The 18471-nt window shown below is 69.0% G+C and carries 16 protein-coding genes; 6 read left to right on the top strand and 10 right to left on the bottom strand.

Going from position 1 to position 18471, the window contains the following annotated elements:
- Positions 1-4 precede the first annotated feature (4 nt).
- Complete coding sequence (locus AL072_RS30340; RefSeq protein WP_045585176.1) at positions 5-3184, top strand: efflux RND transporter permease subunit; 3180 nt, start codon at positions 5-7, stop codon at positions 3182-3184.
- 348 nt (positions 3185-3532) lie between these two features.
- Here AL072_RS30340 and AL072_RS30335 read toward each other — a convergent pair whose 3' ends face one another.
- From AL072_RS30335 to AL072_RS30290, 10 genes are all read right to left on the bottom strand, one after another.
- On the bottom strand, positions 3533-4102 hold the full coding sequence (locus AL072_RS30335; RefSeq protein ID WP_045585175.1) for a hemerythrin domain-containing protein: 570 nt from the start codon (positions 4100-4102) through the stop codon (positions 3533-3535).
- 33 nt (positions 4103-4135) lie between these two features.
- Entirely contained in the window at positions 4136-4642 is a 507-nt protein-coding gene (locus AL072_RS30330) for a flavin reductase (protein WP_045585174.1), read from the bottom strand.
- 11 nt (positions 4643-4653) lie between these two features.
- A complete protein-coding gene (locus AL072_RS30325) occupies positions 4654-5613 on the bottom strand; it encodes a PDR/VanB family oxidoreductase (RefSeq protein WP_045585173.1) in 960 nt (319 codons plus the stop codon).
- Positions 5614-5630: 17 nt separating this feature from the next.
- Positions 5631-6371 (bottom strand): SDR family NAD(P)-dependent oxidoreductase, encoded by a 741-nt coding sequence (locus tag AL072_RS30320; RefSeq protein WP_045585172.1) that lies wholly within the window; start codon positions 6369-6371, stop codon positions 5631-5633.
- A 15-nt stretch (positions 6372-6386) separates the two neighbouring features.
- Positions 6387-6863, bottom strand: coding sequence for an aromatic-ring-hydroxylating dioxygenase subunit beta (locus AL072_RS30315; protein WP_045585171.1), 477 nt, complete (start codon positions 6861-6863; stop codon positions 6387-6389).
- A gap of 166 nt (positions 6864-7029) precedes the next feature.
- On the bottom strand, positions 7030-8319 hold the full coding sequence (locus AL072_RS30310; protein WP_045585170.1) for an aromatic ring-hydroxylating oxygenase subunit alpha: 1290 nt from the start codon (positions 8317-8319) through the stop codon (positions 7030-7032).
- Positions 8320-8360: 41 nt separating this feature from the next.
- A complete protein-coding gene (locus AL072_RS30305) occupies positions 8361-8897 on the bottom strand; it encodes a nuclear transport factor 2 family protein (RefSeq protein WP_045585169.1) in 537 nt (178 codons plus the stop codon).
- A complete protein-coding gene (locus AL072_RS30300) occupies positions 8894-9253 on the bottom strand; it encodes an IacB protein (RefSeq protein ID WP_045585168.1) in 360 nt (119 codons plus the stop codon). Before AL072_RS30300 ends, AL072_RS30305 begins: the two co-directional genes overlap by 4 nt.
- 23 nt (positions 9254-9276) lie before the next feature.
- On the bottom strand, positions 9277-10443 hold the full coding sequence (locus AL072_RS30295) for an acyl-CoA dehydrogenase family protein (RefSeq protein WP_045585332.1): 1167 nt from the start codon (positions 10441-10443) through the stop codon (positions 9277-9279).
- Between the two features lie 98 nt (positions 10444-10541).
- Entirely contained in the window at positions 10542-11726 is a 1185-nt protein-coding gene (locus tag AL072_RS30290) for an amidase (RefSeq protein ID WP_082109295.1), read from the bottom strand.
- Between the two features lie 806 nt (positions 11727-12532).
- Here AL072_RS30290 and AL072_RS30285 point away from each other — a divergent pair.
- From AL072_RS30285 to AL072_RS30265, 5 genes are all read left to right on the top strand, one after another.
- Complete coding sequence (locus AL072_RS30285) at positions 12533-13687, top strand: ABC transporter substrate-binding protein (protein ID WP_045585167.1); 1155 nt, start codon at positions 12533-12535, stop codon at positions 13685-13687.
- A gap of 80 nt (positions 13688-13767) precedes the next feature.
- Complete coding sequence (locus tag AL072_RS30280) at positions 13768-14805, top strand: branched-chain amino acid ABC transporter permease (RefSeq protein ID WP_045585166.1); 1038 nt, start codon at positions 13768-13770, stop codon at positions 14803-14805.
- Positions 14806-14852: 47 nt separating this feature from the next.
- Entirely contained in the window at positions 14853-16679 is a 1827-nt protein-coding gene (locus AL072_RS30275) for a branched-chain amino acid ABC transporter ATP-binding protein/permease (protein WP_052710365.1), read from the top strand.
- Complete coding sequence (locus tag AL072_RS30270) at positions 16676-17425, top strand: ABC transporter ATP-binding protein (RefSeq protein ID WP_045585164.1); 750 nt, start codon at positions 16676-16678, stop codon at positions 17423-17425. The genes AL072_RS30275 and AL072_RS30270 overlap by 4 nt, the downstream gene beginning before the upstream one ends.
- On the top strand, positions 17422-18453 hold the full coding sequence (locus AL072_RS30265) for a ketopantoate reductase family protein (protein ID WP_045585163.1): 1032 nt from the start codon (positions 17422-17424) through the stop codon (positions 18451-18453). The genes AL072_RS30270 and AL072_RS30265 overlap by 4 nt, the downstream gene beginning before the upstream one ends.
- Positions 18454-18471: the final 18 nt, after the last annotated feature.

The following is an 18471-nucleotide window of genomic DNA, read 5'->3' as shown; positions in this document are numbered from 1 at the left end:
TCCCATGTCAAAATTCTTCATCGACCGGCCGGTCTTCGCCTGGGTCATCGCCATCGTCATCATGATGGCGGGGGCGCTGGCGATCCTGCGCCTGCCCGTCGAGCAATATCCGAAGATCGCGCCGCCCACGGTGTCGATCACCGCCAGCTATCCCGGCGCGTCGGCCAAGACGCTGGAGGATACGGTCACCCAGGTCATCGAGCAGAAGATGACCGGGCTCGACCATTTCCGCTACATGTCCTCCAACAGCGATTCCTCCGGCAATGTGACCATCACGCTGACCTTCGAGCCGGAGGCCAATCCCGACATCGCCCAGGTCCAGGTGCAGAACAAGCTGCAGCTGGCCACGCCCCTGCTGCCGCAGGAGGTCCAGCAGCGCGGCCTGCAGGTGTCGAAGGCCGGCAACGACTTCCTTCTGGTGGTGGGGTTCGTGTCGGGCGACGGGCGCCTCAGCCAGGGCGACATCGCCGACTACGTGACCTCCAACCTGCAGGACACGATCAGCCGTGTCGAGGGCGTCGGCGACGTGACCGTCTTCGGTCCGCAGCACGCCATGCGCCTCTGGCTCGACCCCGACGCGCTGAACAACTTCAAGCTCACGACCACCGACGTCGCCAACGCGGTCAAGACGCAGAACGCCCAGGTTTCCGCCGGCCAGCTCGGCGGCGCGCCGGCGGTGGCGGGCCAGCAGATCAACGCGACCATCACCGCCCAGTCGCGCCTGCAGACGCCCGAGCAGTTCGGCGCCATCCTGCTGCGCGTCAACCCGGACGGCTCGCAGGTGCGTCTGCGCGACGTGGCGCGGATCGAGATCGGCTCCGAGACCTACGAGATCAACGCCAGTTACAACGGCAAGCCGGCGGCCGGCGTCGGCATCAAGCTGGCGACCGGCGCCAACGCGCTCGACACCGCCGCCGCGGTCAAGGCGCGCGTCGCCGAGCTGCAGCCCTTCTTCCCGGCCGGCATCGAGGTCATCTACCCATTCGACACCACCCCCTTCGTCCAACTGTCGATCCACGAGGTCATCAAGACGTTGTTCGAGGCCATCGTCCTGGTCTTCGTGGTGATGTACCTGTTCCTGCAGAATTTCCGCGCGACGCTGATCCCGACCATCGCGGTGCCGGTGGTGCTGCTCGGCAGCTTCGGCGTGCTGTCCGCCTTCGGCTTCTCGATCAATGTTCTGACCATGTTCGGCATGGTGCTGGCGATCGGCCTGCTGGTCGACGACGCCATCGTCGTGGTCGAGAATGTCGAACGTGTGATGAGCGAGGAGGGGTTGTCGCCGCGCGAGGCGACGCGCAAGTCGATGGACCAGATCACCGGCGCGCTGGTCGGCATCGCGCTGGTGCTGTCGGCGGTGTTCGTGCCGATGGCCTTCTTCGGTGGGTCGGCCGGCGCCATCTACCGCCAGTTCTCGCTGACCATCGTGTCGGCGATGGCGCTGTCGGTGCTGGTCGCGCTGGTGCTGACCCCGGCGCTGTGCGCCACCATCCTTAAGCCGGTGGCGAACCATGGGGCCGGTCACGAGGGGGGCCACGGCCACGCGCGTGGCGGCTTCTTCGGCCTGTTCAACCGCGGCTTCGACGCCGGCAGCCGGGTTTATGTCCGCGGCGTGCGTGGGGCGGTGAACCGGCTGGGCCGCTACTTCATCGTCTACGCCCTGATCCTGGGCGGGCTGGGCTACCTGTTCGTGCAGATGCCGTCCTCCTTCCTGCCGACGGAGGACCGCGGGCAGCTGTATGTGCTGTGGTCGGCGCCGCCGAACGCCAGCAGCCAGCGCACCGCCGAAACAGCCAAGGCCGTCACCACCTATTTCCTGGAGAAGGAGAAGGACAGCGTCGAGGGCCTGTTCACCATCGTCGGCTTCAACTTCTCCGGCCGTGGCCAGAATGCCGGCATGGCCTTCGTCCGGCTGAAGGACTGGAGCGAGCGCCAATCCCCGGCGCTGAAGCCGCAGGCCATCGCCGGCCGGGCGATGGGCGCCCTGTCGAAGCTGAAGGACGCGGTGGTCTTCGCCTTCCTGCCGCCGTCGGTTCCCGGTATGGGCAACGCCACCGGCTTCGACATGCAGCTGGTCGACCGCGGCGGGCTCGGCCACGACCGGCTGATGCAGGCGCGCAACCAGCTGCTGGGCATGGCGGCGCAGAACCCGAAACTGGTCGGCGTCCGCCCCAACGGGCTGGAGGACACGCCGCAGTTCAAGCTGGAGATCGACCGCGAGAAGGCGAGTGCGCTGGGCCTGTCGCTCAGCGACATCAACACGACGCTGTCGGTCGCCTGGGGCTCGTCCTACGTCAACGACTTCATCGACCAGGGCCGCGTCAAGAAGGTCTATCTCCAGGCCGACGCGCCATACCGCATGCAGCCGAGCGACATCGACCGCTGGTACGTGCGCAATGCCAGCGACCAGATGGTGCCCTTCTCCGCCTTCACCACGGCGCAGTGGACCTTCGGCTCACCCAAGCTGGAGCGCTACAACGGCGCCTCGTCGATCAACATCCAGGGCTCGGCCGCACCCGGGATCAGCTCGGGCGAGGCGATGGCCGAGATGGAGGCGATGATGGCGAAGCTGCCGCAGGGCATCGGCTATGAGTGGACCGGCCTGTCCTACGAGGAGCGGCTCAGCGGCTCGCAGGCGCCGGCGCTCTATGCCCTGTCGATGATCATCGTCTTCCTCTGCCTGGCGGCCCTGTACGAGAGCTGGTCGGTGCCGGTGTCGGTCATCATGGTGGTGCCGCTCGGCGTCATCGGCGCCGTCATCGCGGCGACGCTGCGCGGCCTGCCGAGCGACGTCTATTTCCAGGTCGGCCTGCTGACCACCATCGGCCTGTCGGCGAAGAACGCCATCCTGATCGTCGAGTTCGCCAAGTCGCTCTACGACGACGGCATGGAGCTGAAGGAGGCGGCGGCGGAAGCCTGCCGCCAGCGCCTGCGCCCGATCATCATGACGTCGCTGGCCTTCATCCTCGGCGTGCTGCCGCTGGCGATCAGCACCGGCGCCGGGTCGGAGAGCCAGAACGCCATCGGCGTCGGCGTGATGGGCGGCATGATCTCCGCAACCGTCCTGGCGGTGCTGTTCGTGCCGGTCTTCTTCGTCGCGGTCTATCGCCTGTTCGTCCGCCGCCGCCCCGGCCATGGCACCCCCGGCCATGGCTCCATGCCGCAGCCGGCGGCAGGGGACTGACGGCCGGTCCCGTCCGCTCGACGGGGCTGATCACCGACCGATGCGCGCCGGGTCCCTCGTGGACCCGGCGTTCTTTTTTGCCCGGATCCGGCGGCAGGACGGGACCGCGGGGAGGGCGAATGGAACGTTTGAAACGCTATGAAACAGGAATCCGGACCTGTTCACTGTTCCATCCACCGGACCGGATGCCGGATCGCCCGACGCCCGTGCCGGCTGTTTCTTGCTATCACAGCGGTGGGAGACAGGTAAGCATGGGATGGAAAATCCCGACCGGGGGGCCGGCAGCGGGTGGCCTTGTGGGATGTCCCACATGTCCAAACCCACAAAAGGACTCGCCGGATCGCCCGTTTACCGCCCGTAGCCGATGGGTGGCGGCGCCAGCTCCAGGATGCGCTGGTAGAGCCGCTCGGCCTCCTCCTTCGGCTTGATGCCGAACAGCGGGTTGTCGTTCTCCCGGAAGGCGGCGTCGATCTCCCGCCAATCGTCGGCGGTCAGCACCCGTTCGGCCAGCGGCAGCAGCTGCTCCTCCTCGGTCTGGAGATGGCCGTATTCGAGGGTGGCGTAGCGTTCGGCGGTGGCGAAGAAATCCTCAGCCGCGCCCTCGTCGCCGGCCTCGTAGCAGACGAGCTGACGTTTCAGCATCTCGATCATCGGGTATCCCAGCGCGTGCTCGCGTTCCAGCCGGGCGATCAGCGCCTCGGCCTCCGGCGCCCGGCGGCGGACGGCGGCGAACAGGAAGCGGTCCTCCTTCGGGTGGTGCCAATGGTCGGGATAGGAGACGATGTAGTCGAGGATGGCGTGCAGCAGCGGGAAGTCCGGGGACGCCCCGCCGCGGATGGCGCGGATCTGGTGGCGCAGGGCGTGCAGCACCGCGGCGATGGCGAAATGCTCGTCCTTGACGATGCGGATGGCGTCCATGCTCGGTCGGTCCCCGGACTGTGGTGAATTGGATCAGGACAGCGCGGGCGCGGCGTCGCCCAGCCGGTGATAGGCCCGGTTGAAGTAGACGAGGCCGAGAGTGCCGCCGGCCTCGCGCTGGCGGATGTCGACGACCTCGCAGTAGAAGACGCTGTGCGTGCCGACCGCGTGGGTGTCGACGATGCGGCAGTCGAAATTGACCAGCGCGCCGGCCAGCGCCGGGCTGCCGGTCGCCAGCGCCGTCCAGTCGGCGGCGGCGAACCGCTCGTCGGCCGACAGGGCGCGGTTGGAGAAGACCTCCGACAGCGCCTGCTGCTCGCCGCACAGCGGGTTGACGCACAGCACGCCGTTGGTGGCGAAGGCCCGGTGCACGAAGGAGGACTGGTTCAGGCAGACCAGCAGGGTCGGCGGCTGGTCGGTCACGCTGCACACCGCGGTGGCGGTGAAGCCGGCCGGGCCGCCGGGGCCGTCGGTGGTGACGATGTTGACGGCGCCGGTCAGCAGCGACATGCCGTTGCGGAAGCGGGAAACCTCGACCATGGCGATTGTCCTCAAATATCCAGAACGAGCGTGCCGGTCCTGGCGCGCGAGCAGCAGAGCAGGATCTGGTCGTTGTCGGCCTTCTCCTCGTCGGTCAGGAAGACGTCCCGGTGGTCGGGCGTGCCCTCCAGCACCGTGCACAGGCAGGTGCCGCAGACGCCCTGTTCGCAGGACATCTGCACCTTGATGCCGATCCGGCCGAGCGCCTGGACGATGGTCTCGTCCCCCTCCACCCGCACGCGCTTGCCGCTGCGGTTCGCCACCACCTCGAAGGCGTCGCCGCCGGTCGCGGTCTCCGCCTGGAAATATTCGCGGTGGATGCGGTCGTCGGGCAGGCCGAGGCGCGTCGCCTCGCCGATCACCCACTCCATGAAGCCGGTCGGGCCGCAGACATAGAGGTGCGTGCCGGCCGGGCTGCCGCCCAGCAGGGTGGGAAGGTCGAGGCGCTGGCCGGCCGGTCCGTCGTCCAGATGCAGGGCGACGCGGTCGCGGAATGGCGCCCCGGCCAGTTCGTCCAGGAAGGCGCAGGCCTCGCGGCTGCGGCCGCAGTAATGCAGCTCGAAGCTGCGGCCGGCCGCGGCCAGCGCATGGGCCATGGCGATCATCGGCGTGATGCCGATGCCGCCGCCGACCAGCAGCGAATGGGCGGCACTGTCGGCGAGCGGGAACAGGTTGCGCGGCAGCCCGACCGCGACCTCCGTGCCTTCGTCCAGGCCGTCATGGGCGGCGACGGAGCCGCCGCGCGATCCCGGATCGCGCAGGATGCCGAGCCGGTAGCGCCCGCGGTCGGCCGGATCGCCGCACAGCGAATATTGCCGGACCAGCCCCGGCGCCAGATGGAGGTCGACATGCGCCCCGGCCTCGAAGGGCGGCAGCGGCTTGCCGGCGCGGTCGACGAGGTCGAGCAACAGCACCCCGTTGCCTTCGACCCGCCGGCGGGCGACCACCAGCGTCAGCGTCTCTTGCGTCATTGCGATCGTCCTTAAACTCAGCGCATGAAGATGCCGCCGTTGATGTCCCAGGCGGCGCCGGTGGTGAAATCGGCGTCCGGTGAGGCCAGCTCCACCGCCATCCGCGCCACGAAGGCCGGGTTGCCGAGCCGCTTGACCGGGATCATCCCGATCAGCGTCTCCAGCCGCTCGGGCGGGACGGAGGCGCGGACGGAGGGAAGCTCCATCGGGCCGGGGGCGATGGCGTTGACGGTGACGTTGGACGCCGCCAGCTCGCGGGCGAAGATCTTGGTCAGCGTCAGGATGCCGGCCTTGGAGGAGGCGTAGTGAGCGCCCGACGCCGTGCCGCCATTCTGCCCGGCCAGCGAGGCGATGTTGACGATCCGGCCGTAGCCGGCCTTCGCCAGATGCGCGCCGAAGATTTGGCAGCCGAGGAAGGTGCCGCGCAGGTTGACGGTCAGCACCGCGTCGAACTCGTCGGGCGTGATCTGCATGACCGGGGTCATCGGCGTCATCGCCGCATTGTTGACCGCGACATGCAGCGCACCCCAGCGCGCCAGCACGGCGTCGAGCGCCGTGGCGAAATCGTCCTTGCGGGTGACGTCGAGCGTCAGCGGCAGGACGGCCTCGCCCGACGGGTCGAGCGCCGCCGCCGCCTCGCGCACCGCCGTTTCGGCGACGTCGGTCAGCGCGACGCGGTAGCCGGCAGCCAGGAACTGTTCGGCGATGACGCGGCCCAGCCCCTGGGCGGCGCCGGTGACGAGTGCGACCTGTGCCATCCCATGGCCTCCCTGTCAGAGGATGTAGCCGATGCTGTGCAGCGCATCGGTGGAGTTCACCAGCCGGACGATCTTGCCCTTCAGCCGGAAGCCGTCTTCGGTGCGGGTGAGCTCGTAGGTGACGTCGGCGGTGTAGTCGCGCAGCGTCTCCTTGCGGAACTCGCGCAGATGCTGGGCGGCGCGCACGGTGACGGTGGCGCCGTCGTCGGCCAGGATGCGGAAGCGCGACAGCGAGCGCACGGTGCGCGATGCCGGCTGGGTCGAGACGGACTCGCCGCTGGTCAGGCGGGCGACGCGCTTGGCGCGCATGCCGGCATCGTCATAGGCGTAGTTGAGCCGGTCGGCGAGGTCCGTCGCCACCGGATCGATCGGCACGATGTAGACGCCGTCTTCGGTCCATTGCGCCAGCCAGTCCTGATACTCGCAGTGGTCGAGCATGTCGGCCTCCTGCCACAGGAAGGCGCTGACCTCGGTGAGGAGTTGGGTGTTCATGGGGTGTGTCTCCGGGGGAGGCAGGGTGGGGCGGCGTTTTGCCCCCACCCCGACCCTCCCCCGCTGGGCGGGGGAGGGGGCAAGTGCTGTTGCGGAAGAGCGTCGGAGTTCCCTCCCCCGCCCAGCGGGGGAGGGTTAGGGTGGGGGGTTCACCCCGGGCACCCCCTCACGCCGTCATCAGCTTTTTCCACTGCTGGTAGGCGGCACGCATGCCGGTCTCGGCGCTGACGTCGCCGGCGCGGCCGTCCTCGGTGATGCGCTCGCCGGGCAGGCCGCGGTTCAGCAGGATCCACAGGTCGGTGCCGGCCTGGGCGCCCTTCTGCACGCGCTCCCACGCTTCGGAATCGTCGGGCGTGCCGAAGCCCATCGGACCCTGGAAATGCTCGTGCAGCCTCAGCCGCGCGCGGTTGGCGGCGGCGGGGCCGCCGTCCATGGTGATGACGGCGTGGTGGATCTCGGTCTCGTTCACCGACACCGGGCGCAGCACGCGGAAGAAGGCCATCGAGCAGGCGATGTTGGGGAACAGGTTCAGGTTGAAGCCCGAGCCACCGACGGCGCGGACGATGCGGCGCACCTTGGCCTCGTCATGCCCCTCCTTGCGCAGCTCCTCGGCCAGTTCCGCGAAGCGGGCGGGGACGGGGGCGTCGAGGTTGTCTTCCAGATCCACCAGTTCGGGGATCATCACCATGACGCTGTGGCCGTTGCCGAGATCCTCGACGAAGCCGGGACCGTTGACGAAGTCCAGCATGCGTTCGGTCTGCTCGTCGACCGAGGACAGGAAGGATTTGTGGACGACCGGGAAATGATAGCCGTCGGTGGTGTTCTCCAGCTGGATCTTCCAGTTGCCGGGGAAGCGGAAGCGGTGCTCGCCCGCCACCTTGATCGGATAGCCGCCGCCCTGCCTCATGAACAGGTCCATCCACTTCTTCGCCGGGCCGAGCCAGTCGGCCAGCGGCTCGATGTCCTCGCGGAAGGTGGCGAAGACCATGCCGGCATATTCCTCGACCCGCAGGCTCTTCAGCGGATACTCGCCCTTGTCCAGGCACTGGCCGTAGCTTTCCGGGTGCGGCACGCCGCGCAAACTGCCGTCCAGGCCGTAGCTCCAGCCATGGTAGGGGCAGACGAAGCTGTTGGTCTTGCCCTTCTTCTCCTCGCAGACCGTGGCGGCGCGGTGGCGGCAGCGGTTCAGCAGGACATGGATCTTCTGCTTGCGGTCGCGCACCACCACAACCGGCTGGCGGCCGACATAGGTGGACTTGTAGTCGCCGGCCTCTTTCACCTCGCTGACATGGGCGACCCAGACCCAGCAGTTGGCGAAGATGCGGTCCATCTCCTGCTCGAAGATCGCCGGGTCGGTGTAGAGCGAGGTGTGGGCGCGGTCGGCGCGCACCAGATCGGCGAGGTCGCGGGAGGTTGCCGAAGGGGACGCGGGCGGGGCTTTGACGTCGATGGCCATGGCTTGGGACTTTCCGTCTTGGGGGCGGAGAGGAAGGGGGATCACTCTGGGGCCGGGATCGGGGCCGGGACCGGGACCGGATCGGGGCGGTTCCAGCCGTCGACCGGGCGGCTGAACAGGTTTTCGGTGCGGAAATGGCTCATGCGCCACGCGCCATCCTCCAGGCGGAAATCCACCGTCAGCCGGGCGGCGTTCAGGTGCGAGGCGCCGCTGGCGAAGGTCGAGGTCTGCAGCATGATCCATGTGCCCTCGGCCGTTTCCGGGCCTGTGGTCCGGATCAGTTCGGAGGTCAGGAAATGGACGTTCAGCGCGAAGTGGGAGGGTTCGACCATGTATCCGGCGAACATCTCCCGCAGGGCCGCGCGGCCGGCGATCCGGCCGAAGGTCTTGGCGTATTTCTCGCCGATGCCCTCCCACACCGCGTCGACGGTGAACAGGCCGGCGAGCTCGTCCAGCGGCGTGGCCGGGCCCAGCGCGTCGCACAGCGCCATGTAGCGGACCATGCAGGCGCGGACCGCGGCCTCCGCCTCGAACCGCGCGAGGCGCACGGCCAAATCGGCGGGGAGGGGCAGTGTCATTGCGGGATCACCAGCTCGCGGCCGACGCGGGCCTCGACGCGGCAATATTTCCACAGCTTGAAGGTGCCGTCGCCGACCGGCGTGACGCGGAACAGGTTGCAGGCGGCGGTGACCGTCTCGATGTCCGGCACGTCGGCCAGCACATAGGTGGTCCAGGGCCAGTTGGCCGACGGGCCGACCATGATCTGGTCGTCGTCCATGTTGCCCAGCACCGTCACGCCCGGCAGCTCGCCGATGCCGCGCATCATGGCGGAGAAGGCGCCCCACACCTGCTTGGCCTCGTCCGCCGTCGCGTCGAAGAAGTTCTGGTTGACGCCGATGCAGAACAGGACGCGCAGGGGCTTCTTGTCGCTCATGGAAGGTCTCCGGGGATTTGGGGTCAGAGGTAGCCGGGCAGGGGGGACAGGCCGAACAGCATGGCCCCGGCATTCTGGTAGGTGACGTCGCCAAGGAAGGCGTGCTGGGTGATCATCTGCACGTCGCGGACATGGCGGGCGATCGGGCAGCGCTCGTAGACGCCGGCCATGCCGGTCAGCATCTGCGCCCGGCGCGTCACGTCGGCGGCGGTGCGGGTGGCGTGGGTGGCCGACAGGCGCAGCATGCTGACCTGATCCGGGGCCGGCTCGTCCCCGGCCAGCAGGCACTGCCACACCTCCTCGATGGCGCCGTAGAACCAGGAGCGGGCGGCGCGCAGCTCGGCCTCCAGCCTCGCGGTCTCCAGCTGGGAGGCGACACGCTCGCCCAGCTTCGGCGCGCCGGTGACGGATGCGCGGGAGCCCATCGCGCGCAGCTCGTCCAGCGCGGCCCGCGCGATGCCGAGCGAGACCACCGACAGCACCTGCGCGGCGAAGGCCAGCGTCGGGTAGCGGTAGAGCGGCTCGTCTAGCGCCGACTTGCCGCCGCGCACGAAGGTCCACTCCTCCGGCACCACCACGTCATCGACCACGAGGTCGTGGCTGCCGGTGCCGAGCAGGCCGACGACGTCCCAGTTGCGTTCGATGGAGACCGCGGCGCGCGGCATCACCGCCATGCGCGGCAGGCCTCCGGTGCCGTCGCTGTTCTTCGGGGCGATGCCGACGCCGATGATGTCGGCGCCCATGCAGCCGCTGGCCCAGCTCCAACGGCCCTTCACCTTCAGGCCGCCGTCGACGAAGGCCGCCGGCTGCGGCGGGAAGATGCCGCCGGCGAAGACGAGGTCGGGGCCGCGGGCATAGAGCGTGCGCAGCGTGTCGAGCGGCAGCGCCGACAGGTAGACCGCGCCGATGCCGAAGCTTGCGACCCAGCCGGCCGAACCGTCGGCCTCGGCGATGCGCTCCACCAGCCGGCAGAACTCGGCGGGCGAGCGTTCGTCGCCGCCGAAGCGCCGGGCGACCAGGGCGCGGTAGACGCCGAGCTTGCGGTAACGTTCGACGATGTCCTGGGAGAGGAACTGCTGCTGTTCGAATTCGGCACGCCGGCCGCGGATCTCGCTCAGAAGTTCGGCAAGCAGAGCGTCGTCGAAGCTCCGGCCGTCGTCAGGTGTCTGCACCGGCAGAGCAGCCAACATGGGGATCTCCATGGCAGGCGATGGAGGGAGGGCGCGCGTCCGCAGCCGGAGCGCGGCTCCGTTCATCGCATCGGGGTTTTCAGGGCGTGGTGTGCGGGTTAGCCGGTTTTGGGCAATCGGTCGGCGATGTGGCCAGCGATGAGGGTTGCGACCGCACACAGCAGCTCGTCCGCTCCCTTGGCGGCGACCAGCTGCAGGCTGGCCGGCGCGCCGTCGATGGGAGCGAGCGGGATGGCGATGGCCGGATGGCCGGACAGGTTGAAGGGGCGGACCAGCGTCGTCATGCGGACCAGCCGGCTGGTGTCGCCGGCCTCGGCCACCAGCGGCGGCGGGCCGGCCATGGTCGGCAGGGCGATGACCGCGACACGCTCCAGCAGCGCGTCGACCTCGGCGGTGAAGGCGGCGCGCACCTCCTCGGCCCGCGCCACCTCCTCCACCGTGGTGCGGGCGGCATTGCGCAGCCGGACGGCGACGTCCTCGCCGACAAGGCCGGTCTCGACCAGCGCGGCGCAGGCGGCCCAGGTCTCGGCATTGATGACCGACAGCCCGGCCTCGAAGGCGGCGCGCATGCCGGTCAGCGTGACCGCTTCGACCGGCAGGCCGGCGGCTCCGACCGCTGTTCGCACCGCTGCCGCGATCCCGGCATCGGCGTCCGTCTCCAGCAGGCCGATGGTGACGCTGCCGCCAATGTCGTCGAGTGCCGGCAGCGGGCCGAAGCTCGGGTCGATGGCGGCCATGCAGGCGACCAGGGAGTCCATGTCGGCGGCGAAGGGGCCGACGCAGTCCAGCGTGCTGCGGGCCGGCATCACGCCCCGGCGGCTGACCCGGCCGAAGGTCGGCTTCAGCCCGAAGACGCCGCAGCAGGCGGCCGGGATGCGCACCGATCCGCCGGTGTCGGTGCCTACCGAAGCGTCAACCATGCCTGCGGCGACGGCAGCGGCCGATCCGCTGGATGAGCCGCCGGGCACGAAATCGGGGAAGTCCGGGTTCGGCGCGGTGCCGGCCCAGCGGTTGATGCCGGTGGTGCCGAAGGCCAGCTCGTGCATCGTGGTCTTGCCGGCGATCCGCCAGCCGGCGGCCAGCAGGTTGCCCACCACCTCGGCATGCAATGCGGCCGGCGGGGCGTCCTCCAGCGACCGGCTGCCGGCGCGGGTCGGCGTCCCGGCGATGTCGATGGTGTCCTTGATCGCCACGGTGGGCCGGGCTTCGCCGGCCGCTGCGGCGGGGGCGTCGGCATTGGCGTCAGTGGCGGCGATGTCCAGCGTTTGAACGAAGATCGTCATGGGCAAGGGCCTTCCCCGGTCGCGCCGGTTTCCCCGCGGCTCGCACGATGCCGGGCTTGTCCTGGGGGGCCGGGATCGGAGCGGTTCGGGGTGGATGGGATGTCCGAAGCCTAAGGCCAAGAAACGTGAATAGTCAATTGACTTTGGGAAAATAATTTTCGGCGGCGAAGCACAAAATCCGAGCAGTGCTTTGGTCGGTGGAAAGCGGGGGCGCGAGCTTCCCGTCGCCGGAAGCCTTCGTTCAAGATATTGTCAATCAAGGATTTTTCATGTGGTTCATACTTTGCGGCCAGAGGCTCATGCCAAAGTACCTGATGATCCCGCTTGGTGGTTTTTCGCCTGAGAAGCATGCAATTGAGTGCTAAAAAATGGGCAGTTTTTCTTGAAAATTCGATTGCGGATTCAATGAACTCTGGCTTAATGGACGGCAAGGGCGGCCGGCATCCGGCGTCACCACCGCAGGTCTTCGACGGTGGGGCGCAGTGGCGGCGTCAATCGAAATCTCCAAGAACAAAGTTGTCGGATATTCCAGCCGGCACAGTGCGGACGCTTCGATCTTTCCCATTTTTCCACCGAGTCTTGTGCCGGCGGGACGGTCTCCGACTGTTCGCGTCTTCCATTGTCGATGTTTTCCATGATCGAGGCGCCGCCGCCGCCGCTTTCACTGGCGCGGTCTTTGCTTTGTTCTTTTCGGCATAACAAGAGGTTGGACGGCGGGAGCGGCCCTTGTGGGCGCCGGCCGGACCGGCCCGACAGGTCCGCCATGCGGATCACAACAGACGGGCGATACAGAAACGGAGGGTGCGGTGTTTGCAAAGAAACTGGCGGTCTCGCTGCTGTTCGGGGCGTTCGCGGCCGGTGCCGCCGCCCAGGCGGACGCGCAGGTGAAGATCGGCGTGGTGAGTTCCTCGACCGGCCCCATCGCGCTGGTCGGCATTCCGCAGAAGAACAGCGTTCCCCTGCTGCCGACCAGCGTCGGCGGCCAGACGGTGCAGTACATCACGCTCGACGACGGCAGCGACCCGACCGCCACCGTCGCCGCCTTCAAGAAGCTGATCACCGAGGAGAAGGTCGACGCCATCATCGGACCGTCGGGCTCGCCCAACGCGATGGGCGTCATCCAGTTCGCCGCCGAGGCCGGCGTGCCGATGCTGGCCCCGGTCGGCACCGCCGCCGTCGTGCTGCCGATGACCGAACAGAAGAAGTGGGTGTTCAAGACCACCCAGAACGACGACCTGATCGCCGAGGCGCTGCTGGAGCATATGGCGAAGACCGGCATCAAGTCGGTCGGCTTCATCGGCACCGCCGATCCCTACGGCGACAACTGGCTGAAGGTGTTCGGCGCGGGCGCGGCCAAGCGCGGGATCAAGCTGCTGGCCAGCGAGCGCTTCCAGCGCCAGGACACCTCGCTGACGGCGCAGGGGCTGAAGATCCTGTCGGCCTCGCCCGACGCGGTGCTGATCGCCGCCCCCGGCAGCTCGTCGGTGCTGCCGCAGACGACGCTGTATGACCAGGGCTATCGCGGCAAGCTCTACCAGACCCATGGCGCGGCGCTGCCCGACTTCCTCAAGCTGGGCGGCAAGAAGGTGGAGGGCACGATCCTGGCCGCCAGCCTGATGCTGGTGCTGGACCAGGTGCCCGACAGCCATCCGTCCAAGAAGATCGCCGGCGACTATGTCGCCGCCTACGAGAAGCTGAACGGTTCCAAGCCCGCCACCTTCGGCGCCAACGTCTATGACGCCGGCCTGCTGCTGGAGCGCGCCATCCCGGTCGCACTGAAGGGCGGCGAGCCGGGGTCCGCCGGCTTCCGCAGCGCGCTGCGCGACGCGCTGGAACAGGTGAAGGAGCTGCCGGCGACCCAGGGCGTCTACACCCTGACCCCGGCCGACCACAGCGGCTTCGACGAGCGCGGCCGCGAGCTGATCACCGTGTCCGGCGGCAAGTGGACGCTGGTGAAGTGACCTTGTGACGTGATCCGGCGGCGGCCCGCCCGTTCCCGGAACGGAGACGGGACCGCCGCCGGAGCGAAGGGATACCGGTCATGAATTTCCAGATCGTCATGCTGCTGGGTCAGGACGGAATCACCAACGGCGCCATCTACGCATTGCTGGCGCTGTCGATCCTGCTGGTCTTCACCGTGACCCGCATCCTCCTGATCCCGCAGGGTGAATTCGTCGCCTTCGCCGCCCTGACCATGGCGGCGATGCAGGGCGGGACGCCGGTCCGGCTGGGCTGGCTGCTGCTGGCGCTGGCCGCCGCCGCCATGGTCATGGACATCCACGCCGTCTGGCGGCGCGACGGCCGGCCGGCGGTGCGGCTCGGCTCGGCGCTGGGTTTGGCCTATGCCGCGGCACTGACCGCGCTGACGACATTGGTGCCGCTGGCAGATATGGGCGTCGCCGTGCAGGCGCTGGTGACGATGGCCCTGATCGTGCCGCTGGGCCTCGCGCTCTACCGCGTCTTCTACCAGCCGATCGCCGCGGCGCACCCGCTGGTCCTGCTGATCGTTTCCATCGCCGTGCATGTCGTGCTGGTCGGCGTCGGCCTGCTGATGTTCGGGCCGGAGGGCGCGCGCACCGAACCCTTCTCCGACGGCGGCCTGCGCCTGGGCATGGTGATGCTGAACAGCCAGACCATCTGGGTGGTGGCGGTGTCGCTGGCGCTGATCCTGGGCCTCTACCTGTTCTTCGAGCGCAGCCTCTACGGCAAGGCGCTACGCGCCGCCGCGGTCAACCGGCTGGGGGCCGAGCTGGTCGGCATCTCGCCGGAACTGGCGGGCAAGGCCAGCTTCGCGCTGGCGGCGCTGATCGGCAGCCTGTCGGGCATCCTGATCGCGCCGATCACCACGATCTATTACGACAGCGGCTTCATCATCAGCCTGAAGGGCTTCGTCGGCGCCATCATCGGCGGGCTGGCGAGCTACCCGGTGGCGGCGCTCGGCGCCCTGCTGATCGGGCAGGCCGAATCCTTCTCCACCTTCTGGGCCAGCAGCTACAAGGAGGTCATCGTCTTCACGCTGATCCTTCCGGTGCTGGTCTGGCGCTCCCTCTCCCACCATGGCGCGGAGGACGAGGAATGAAGCCCGGCGTTCTTTCAAAAACTTCCGCCGGGAGGCCCGCCCCGTCGATGCCCAAACTGTCGCCGTCCGGCTGGATCCTGCTGGCGCTGGTGCCGCTGCTGGCCGCCGCCCCGCTGCTGCTGCCGACATATCAGGTCACGCTGGCCAACAACATCGGCATCTTCGCGCTGGCGACGCTCGGCCTCGTCCTGCTGACCGGCGTCGCCGGGATGACCAGCTTCGGTCAGGCCGCCTTCATCGGCGTCAGCGCCTATGCGACGGCCTATCTCGCCACGGTGACCGCCGCCGACCTGCCGGGGCCGCTCGCCTGGATGGCGGGGTCGCCGCTGGCCGGGCTGGCGGTGGGGCTGGTGCTGACGCTCGCCATCGCCACGCTGCTGGGGGCGGTGACGCTGCGGCTGTCGGGCCATTACCTGCCGCTCGGCACCATCGCCTGGGGCCTGTCGCTGTTCTACCTGTTCGGCAATCTGGAATTCCTGGGTGGTCACACCGGCCTGTCCGGCATCCCGGCGCTGAGCCTGTTCGGCATCGCCTTCGACAAGGCGGAGGCGCTGTTCTACCTGATCTGGGCCATTCTGCTGCTGGCGGTGGTGGCGACGCTGAACCTGCTGGACTCCCGCGTCGGCCGCGCCATCCGGGCGTTGCGCGGCGGACAGCGCATGTCGGAATCGATGGGCGTCGACAGCTTTCGCGCCAAGATGACCGCCTTCCTGGTCGCAGCCCTCTATGCCGGGCTGGCCGGCTGGCTCTATGCCTACACCCAGCGTTTCGTCAGCCCGGCCCCCTTCAGCCTGCAGGCCGGCATCGACTTCCTGTTCATGGCGCTGATCGGCGGGGTGGGGCAGGTCTGGGGGGCGGTGATCGGCGCCGCCGGCGTCACCTTCGCCAAGCAATGGCTGCAGGATCTGCTGCCGCACCTGCTGGGCCGCAGCGGCAATTTCGAAGCGATCGTCTTCGGCCTGCTGATCGTGCTGCTGATGCAGCATCTGCCCGGCGGCATCGCCGGCTGGATCGCCAAGCTGTTCGAGCGGCGCCGGCACCGGCCGACGGGGGCGGTGGACGATGTGGATCTTCCCGACGCCGAGCCGCTGCCCCGCCGCGCCATGCCGGCCAAGGGCGAGGTGGTGCTGGAGGCCAAGGGCATCACCCGGCGCTTCGGCGGGCTGGTCGCCAACCGCGACATCAGCTTCACCGTGCGGGCCGGCGAGATCCTGGCGGTGATCGGGCCGAACGGGGCGGGCAAGAGCACGCTGTTCAACCAGCTCTCCTGCGTCGACCATCCGACCTCCGGCGAGATCCGCTTCCTTGGCGAGCGCATCGACGGCCGCACCGCCCGCGCCATGGCCGGCGCCGGCCTCAGCCGCAGCTTCCAGCATGTCAAGCTGCTGCCCAGCATGAGCGTGCTGGAGAATGTCGCCATCGGCGCCCATCTGCGCGGGTCGAAGGGCGTCGCCGCCGCGGCGCTGCGGCTGGACCGCGCGGAAGAGGCGCGGCTGCTGGCGGAGGCGCGGCGCCAGCTGGTCCGCGTCGGGCTCGGCCAATATCTGCATGCCGAGGCTGGCAGCCTGGCACTTGGCCAGCAGCGCCTCCTGGAGATCGCCCGCGCGCTGTGTGCCGATCCCTGCCTGCTGCTGCTCGACGAGCCTGCCGCCGGCCTGCGCTTCCTGGAGAAGCAGGCGCTGGCCGAGCTGCTGGTCCGGCTGCGGTCGGAGGGCATGGCGATCCTGCTGGTCGAGCATGACATGGACTTCGTCATGGGGCTGGTCGACCGCGTCTATGTCATGGAGTTCGGCGAGCGCATCGCCGAGGGACCGCCCGAGACGATCCAGACCAACCCGGCCGTCCTCGAAGCCTATCTGGGAGGGATCGAATGAGCGCGCCGCTGCTGGAGGTCTCGGACCTCTGCGTCTCCTACGGCAAGATCGAGGCACTGAGCAACGCCAGCCTGCGGGTGGGCGCGGGGCAGATCGTCACGGTGATCGGCCCGAACGGCGCCGGCAAGACGACGCTGCTGTCCGCCATCATGGGCGTGCTGCCCTCGCGCGGCCGGGTCAGCTTCCTTGGCCATGACGGGGCATCGCCGTCGATCCAGGACATGGTGGCGCGCGGCATGAGCCTGGTGCCGGAAAAGCGCGCGCTGTTCGCCACCATGAGCGTGGAAGACAATCTGCGGCTCGGCGGCTTCCGCTTCCATTCCCGCTCCAGGCGGGAGCAGGACGCGGCGATGGAGGAGCTCTACGTCCTGTTCCCCCGGCTGAAGGAGCGGCGCGGGCAGATGGCGGCCACCCTGTCGGGCGGCGAGCGGCAGATGCTGGCGCTCGCCCGCGCGCTGATGGGCGGGCCGAAGCTGCTGATGCTGGACGAGCCGTCGCTCGGGCTGGCGCCGCTGATCGTGCGCGAGGTCTTCCGCATCATCTCGGAGCTGCGGCGCAAGGGGGTGTCGATCCTGCTGATCGAGCAGAACGCCCGCGCCGCGCTGCGCGTCGCCGATTACGCCTATGTGCTGGAGCTGGGGCGCATCGCCATGGAGGGGCCGGCGTCGGAACTGGCCCATGATCCCCGCGTGGTGGCGGCCTATCTCGGCATGGCCGGCAAGCATCAGGAGATGCTGGCCTCATGACGGATCCCGACTGGCGCGAGCATCCGGATGCCGGGCACGGGCATTGGCATGTCGGGATCGCCGGGGCGGGCGCGATCGGCACCACGCTGGCGGTCCGCATCGCCCGCGCCGGCCACCGGGTCGGCGTGCTGGCGCGCGGGACGACGCTGGAGGTGATCCGGCAGGACGGGCTGCACCTGACCGACCGCGAGGGCGAGCATCATGTGCGGGTCGAGGCCGGACCGGCCGACGGGCTGGGGCAGCCCGGACTGCTGTTCCTCTGCGCCAAGGCGCAGGATCTGCTGCCGCTGGTGCGGTCGGCCCGGCCGATGATCGGGCCGCAGACGCTGGTCGTCCCGGTGGTGAACGGCATCCCCTGGTGGTATTTCGAGGGAGAGGGCGGGCGCCACCAGGGCCGCGCCGTCCGCTCGGTCGATCCCGACGGGGAATTGAAGGGTCTGGTGCCGCTCGACCGGGTGATCGGCGCCATCGCCTACATCACCGCCGAGCGCATGGCGCCGGGCGTCGCCCGCAGCTTCAACCCGCTGAAGCTGATCCTGGGCGAGATCGACCACCGTCCCAGCGACCGGCTGGCCCGCACCGCCGCCATGCTGAGCGCCTGCGGCATCCAGACCCAGGCCAGCGGGCGGGTGCGCGACCCGCTGTGGACCAAGGTGATCGCCAATCTTTCCTCCAACCCGCTGTCGGTGGTGTCGGGGGCGACGCTGCAGGACATCTACGGCGACCCGTCGCTGTCGCAGATCGCCCGGCAGATGCTGTCCGAAGCGCTGCTGACCGCCGCCGCCTACGGCGCGCGGATCGAGCTGGACCCGGCGTCCCTGCTGGCGATGGGGGCGGGGATGGGGCCGGTGAAGACCTCCATGCTCCAGGATTTCGAGAAGGGGCTGCCGCTGGAGCTGTCCGCGATCTGCGAGGCCGTCATCGAACTGGCCGAGCTGCAGGGGCTGTCCATGCCGCTGACCCGCAACATCGCCATCCTCGCCCGCTTCAAGAGCGACAGCGCGCTGCGCGCCGCCGCGGGCCTGTAACATCCGGAAGAGGACCGC

It is taken from the genome of Azospirillum thiophilum (genome assembly GCF_001305595.1).
Classification (GTDB): Bacteria; Pseudomonadota; Alphaproteobacteria; order Azospirillales; family Azospirillaceae; genus Azospirillum; species Azospirillum thiophilum.
This window is presented reverse-complemented; position numbering and strand designations above follow the sequence as displayed.

Coding starts and splice junctions, on each gene's coding strand:
- AL072_RS30340 (WP_045585176.1), top strand. CDS start 5: ATGTCAAAATTCTTCATCGACCGGCCGGTCTTCGCCTGGGTCATCGCC.
- AL072_RS30335 (WP_045585175.1), bottom strand. CDS start 4,102: ATGGACGCCATCCGCATCGTCAAGGACGAGCATTTCGCCATCGCCGCG.
- AL072_RS30330 (WP_045585174.1), bottom strand. CDS start 4,642: ATGGTCGAGGTTTCCCGCTTCCGCAACGGCATGTCGCTGCTGACCGGC.
- AL072_RS30325 (WP_045585173.1), bottom strand. CDS start 5,613: ATGACGCAAGAGACGCTGACGCTGGTGGTCGCCCGCCGGCGGGTCGAA.
- AL072_RS30320 (WP_045585172.1), bottom strand. CDS start 6,371: ATGGCACAGGTCGCACTCGTCACCGGCGCCGCCCAGGGGCTGGGCCGC.
- AL072_RS30315 (WP_045585171.1), bottom strand. CDS start 6,863: ATGAACACCCAACTCCTCACCGAGGTCAGCGCCTTCCTGTGGCAGGAG.
- AL072_RS30310 (WP_045585170.1), bottom strand. CDS start 8,319: ATGGCCATCGACGTCAAAGCCCCGCCCGCGTCCCCTTCGGCAACCTCC.
- AL072_RS30305 (WP_045585169.1), bottom strand. CDS start 8,897: ATGACACTGCCCCTCCCCGCCGATTTGGCCGTGCGCCTCGCGCGGTTC.
- AL072_RS30300 (WP_045585168.1), bottom strand. CDS start 9,253: ATGAGCGACAAGAAGCCCCTGCGCGTCCTGTTCTGCATCGGCGTCAAC.
- AL072_RS30295 (WP_045585332.1), bottom strand. CDS start 10,443: ATGTTGGCTGCTCTGCCGGTGCAGACACCTGACGACGGCCGGAGCTTC.
- AL072_RS30290 (WP_082109295.1), bottom strand. CDS start 11,726: ATGACGATCTTCGTTCAAACGCTGGACATCGCCGCCACTGACGCCAAT.
- AL072_RS30280 (WP_045585166.1), top strand. CDS start 13,768: ATGAATTTCCAGATCGTCATGCTGCTGGGTCAGGACGGAATCACCAAC.
- AL072_RS30275 (WP_052710365.1), top strand. CDS start 14,853: ATGCCCAAACTGTCGCCGTCCGGCTGGATCCTGCTGGCGCTGGTGCCG.
- AL072_RS30270 (WP_045585164.1), top strand. CDS start 16,676: ATGAGCGCGCCGCTGCTGGAGGTCTCGGACCTCTGCGTCTCCTACGGC.
- AL072_RS30265 (WP_045585163.1), top strand. CDS start 17,422: ATGACGGATCCCGACTGGCGCGAGCATCCGGATGCCGGGCACGGGCAT.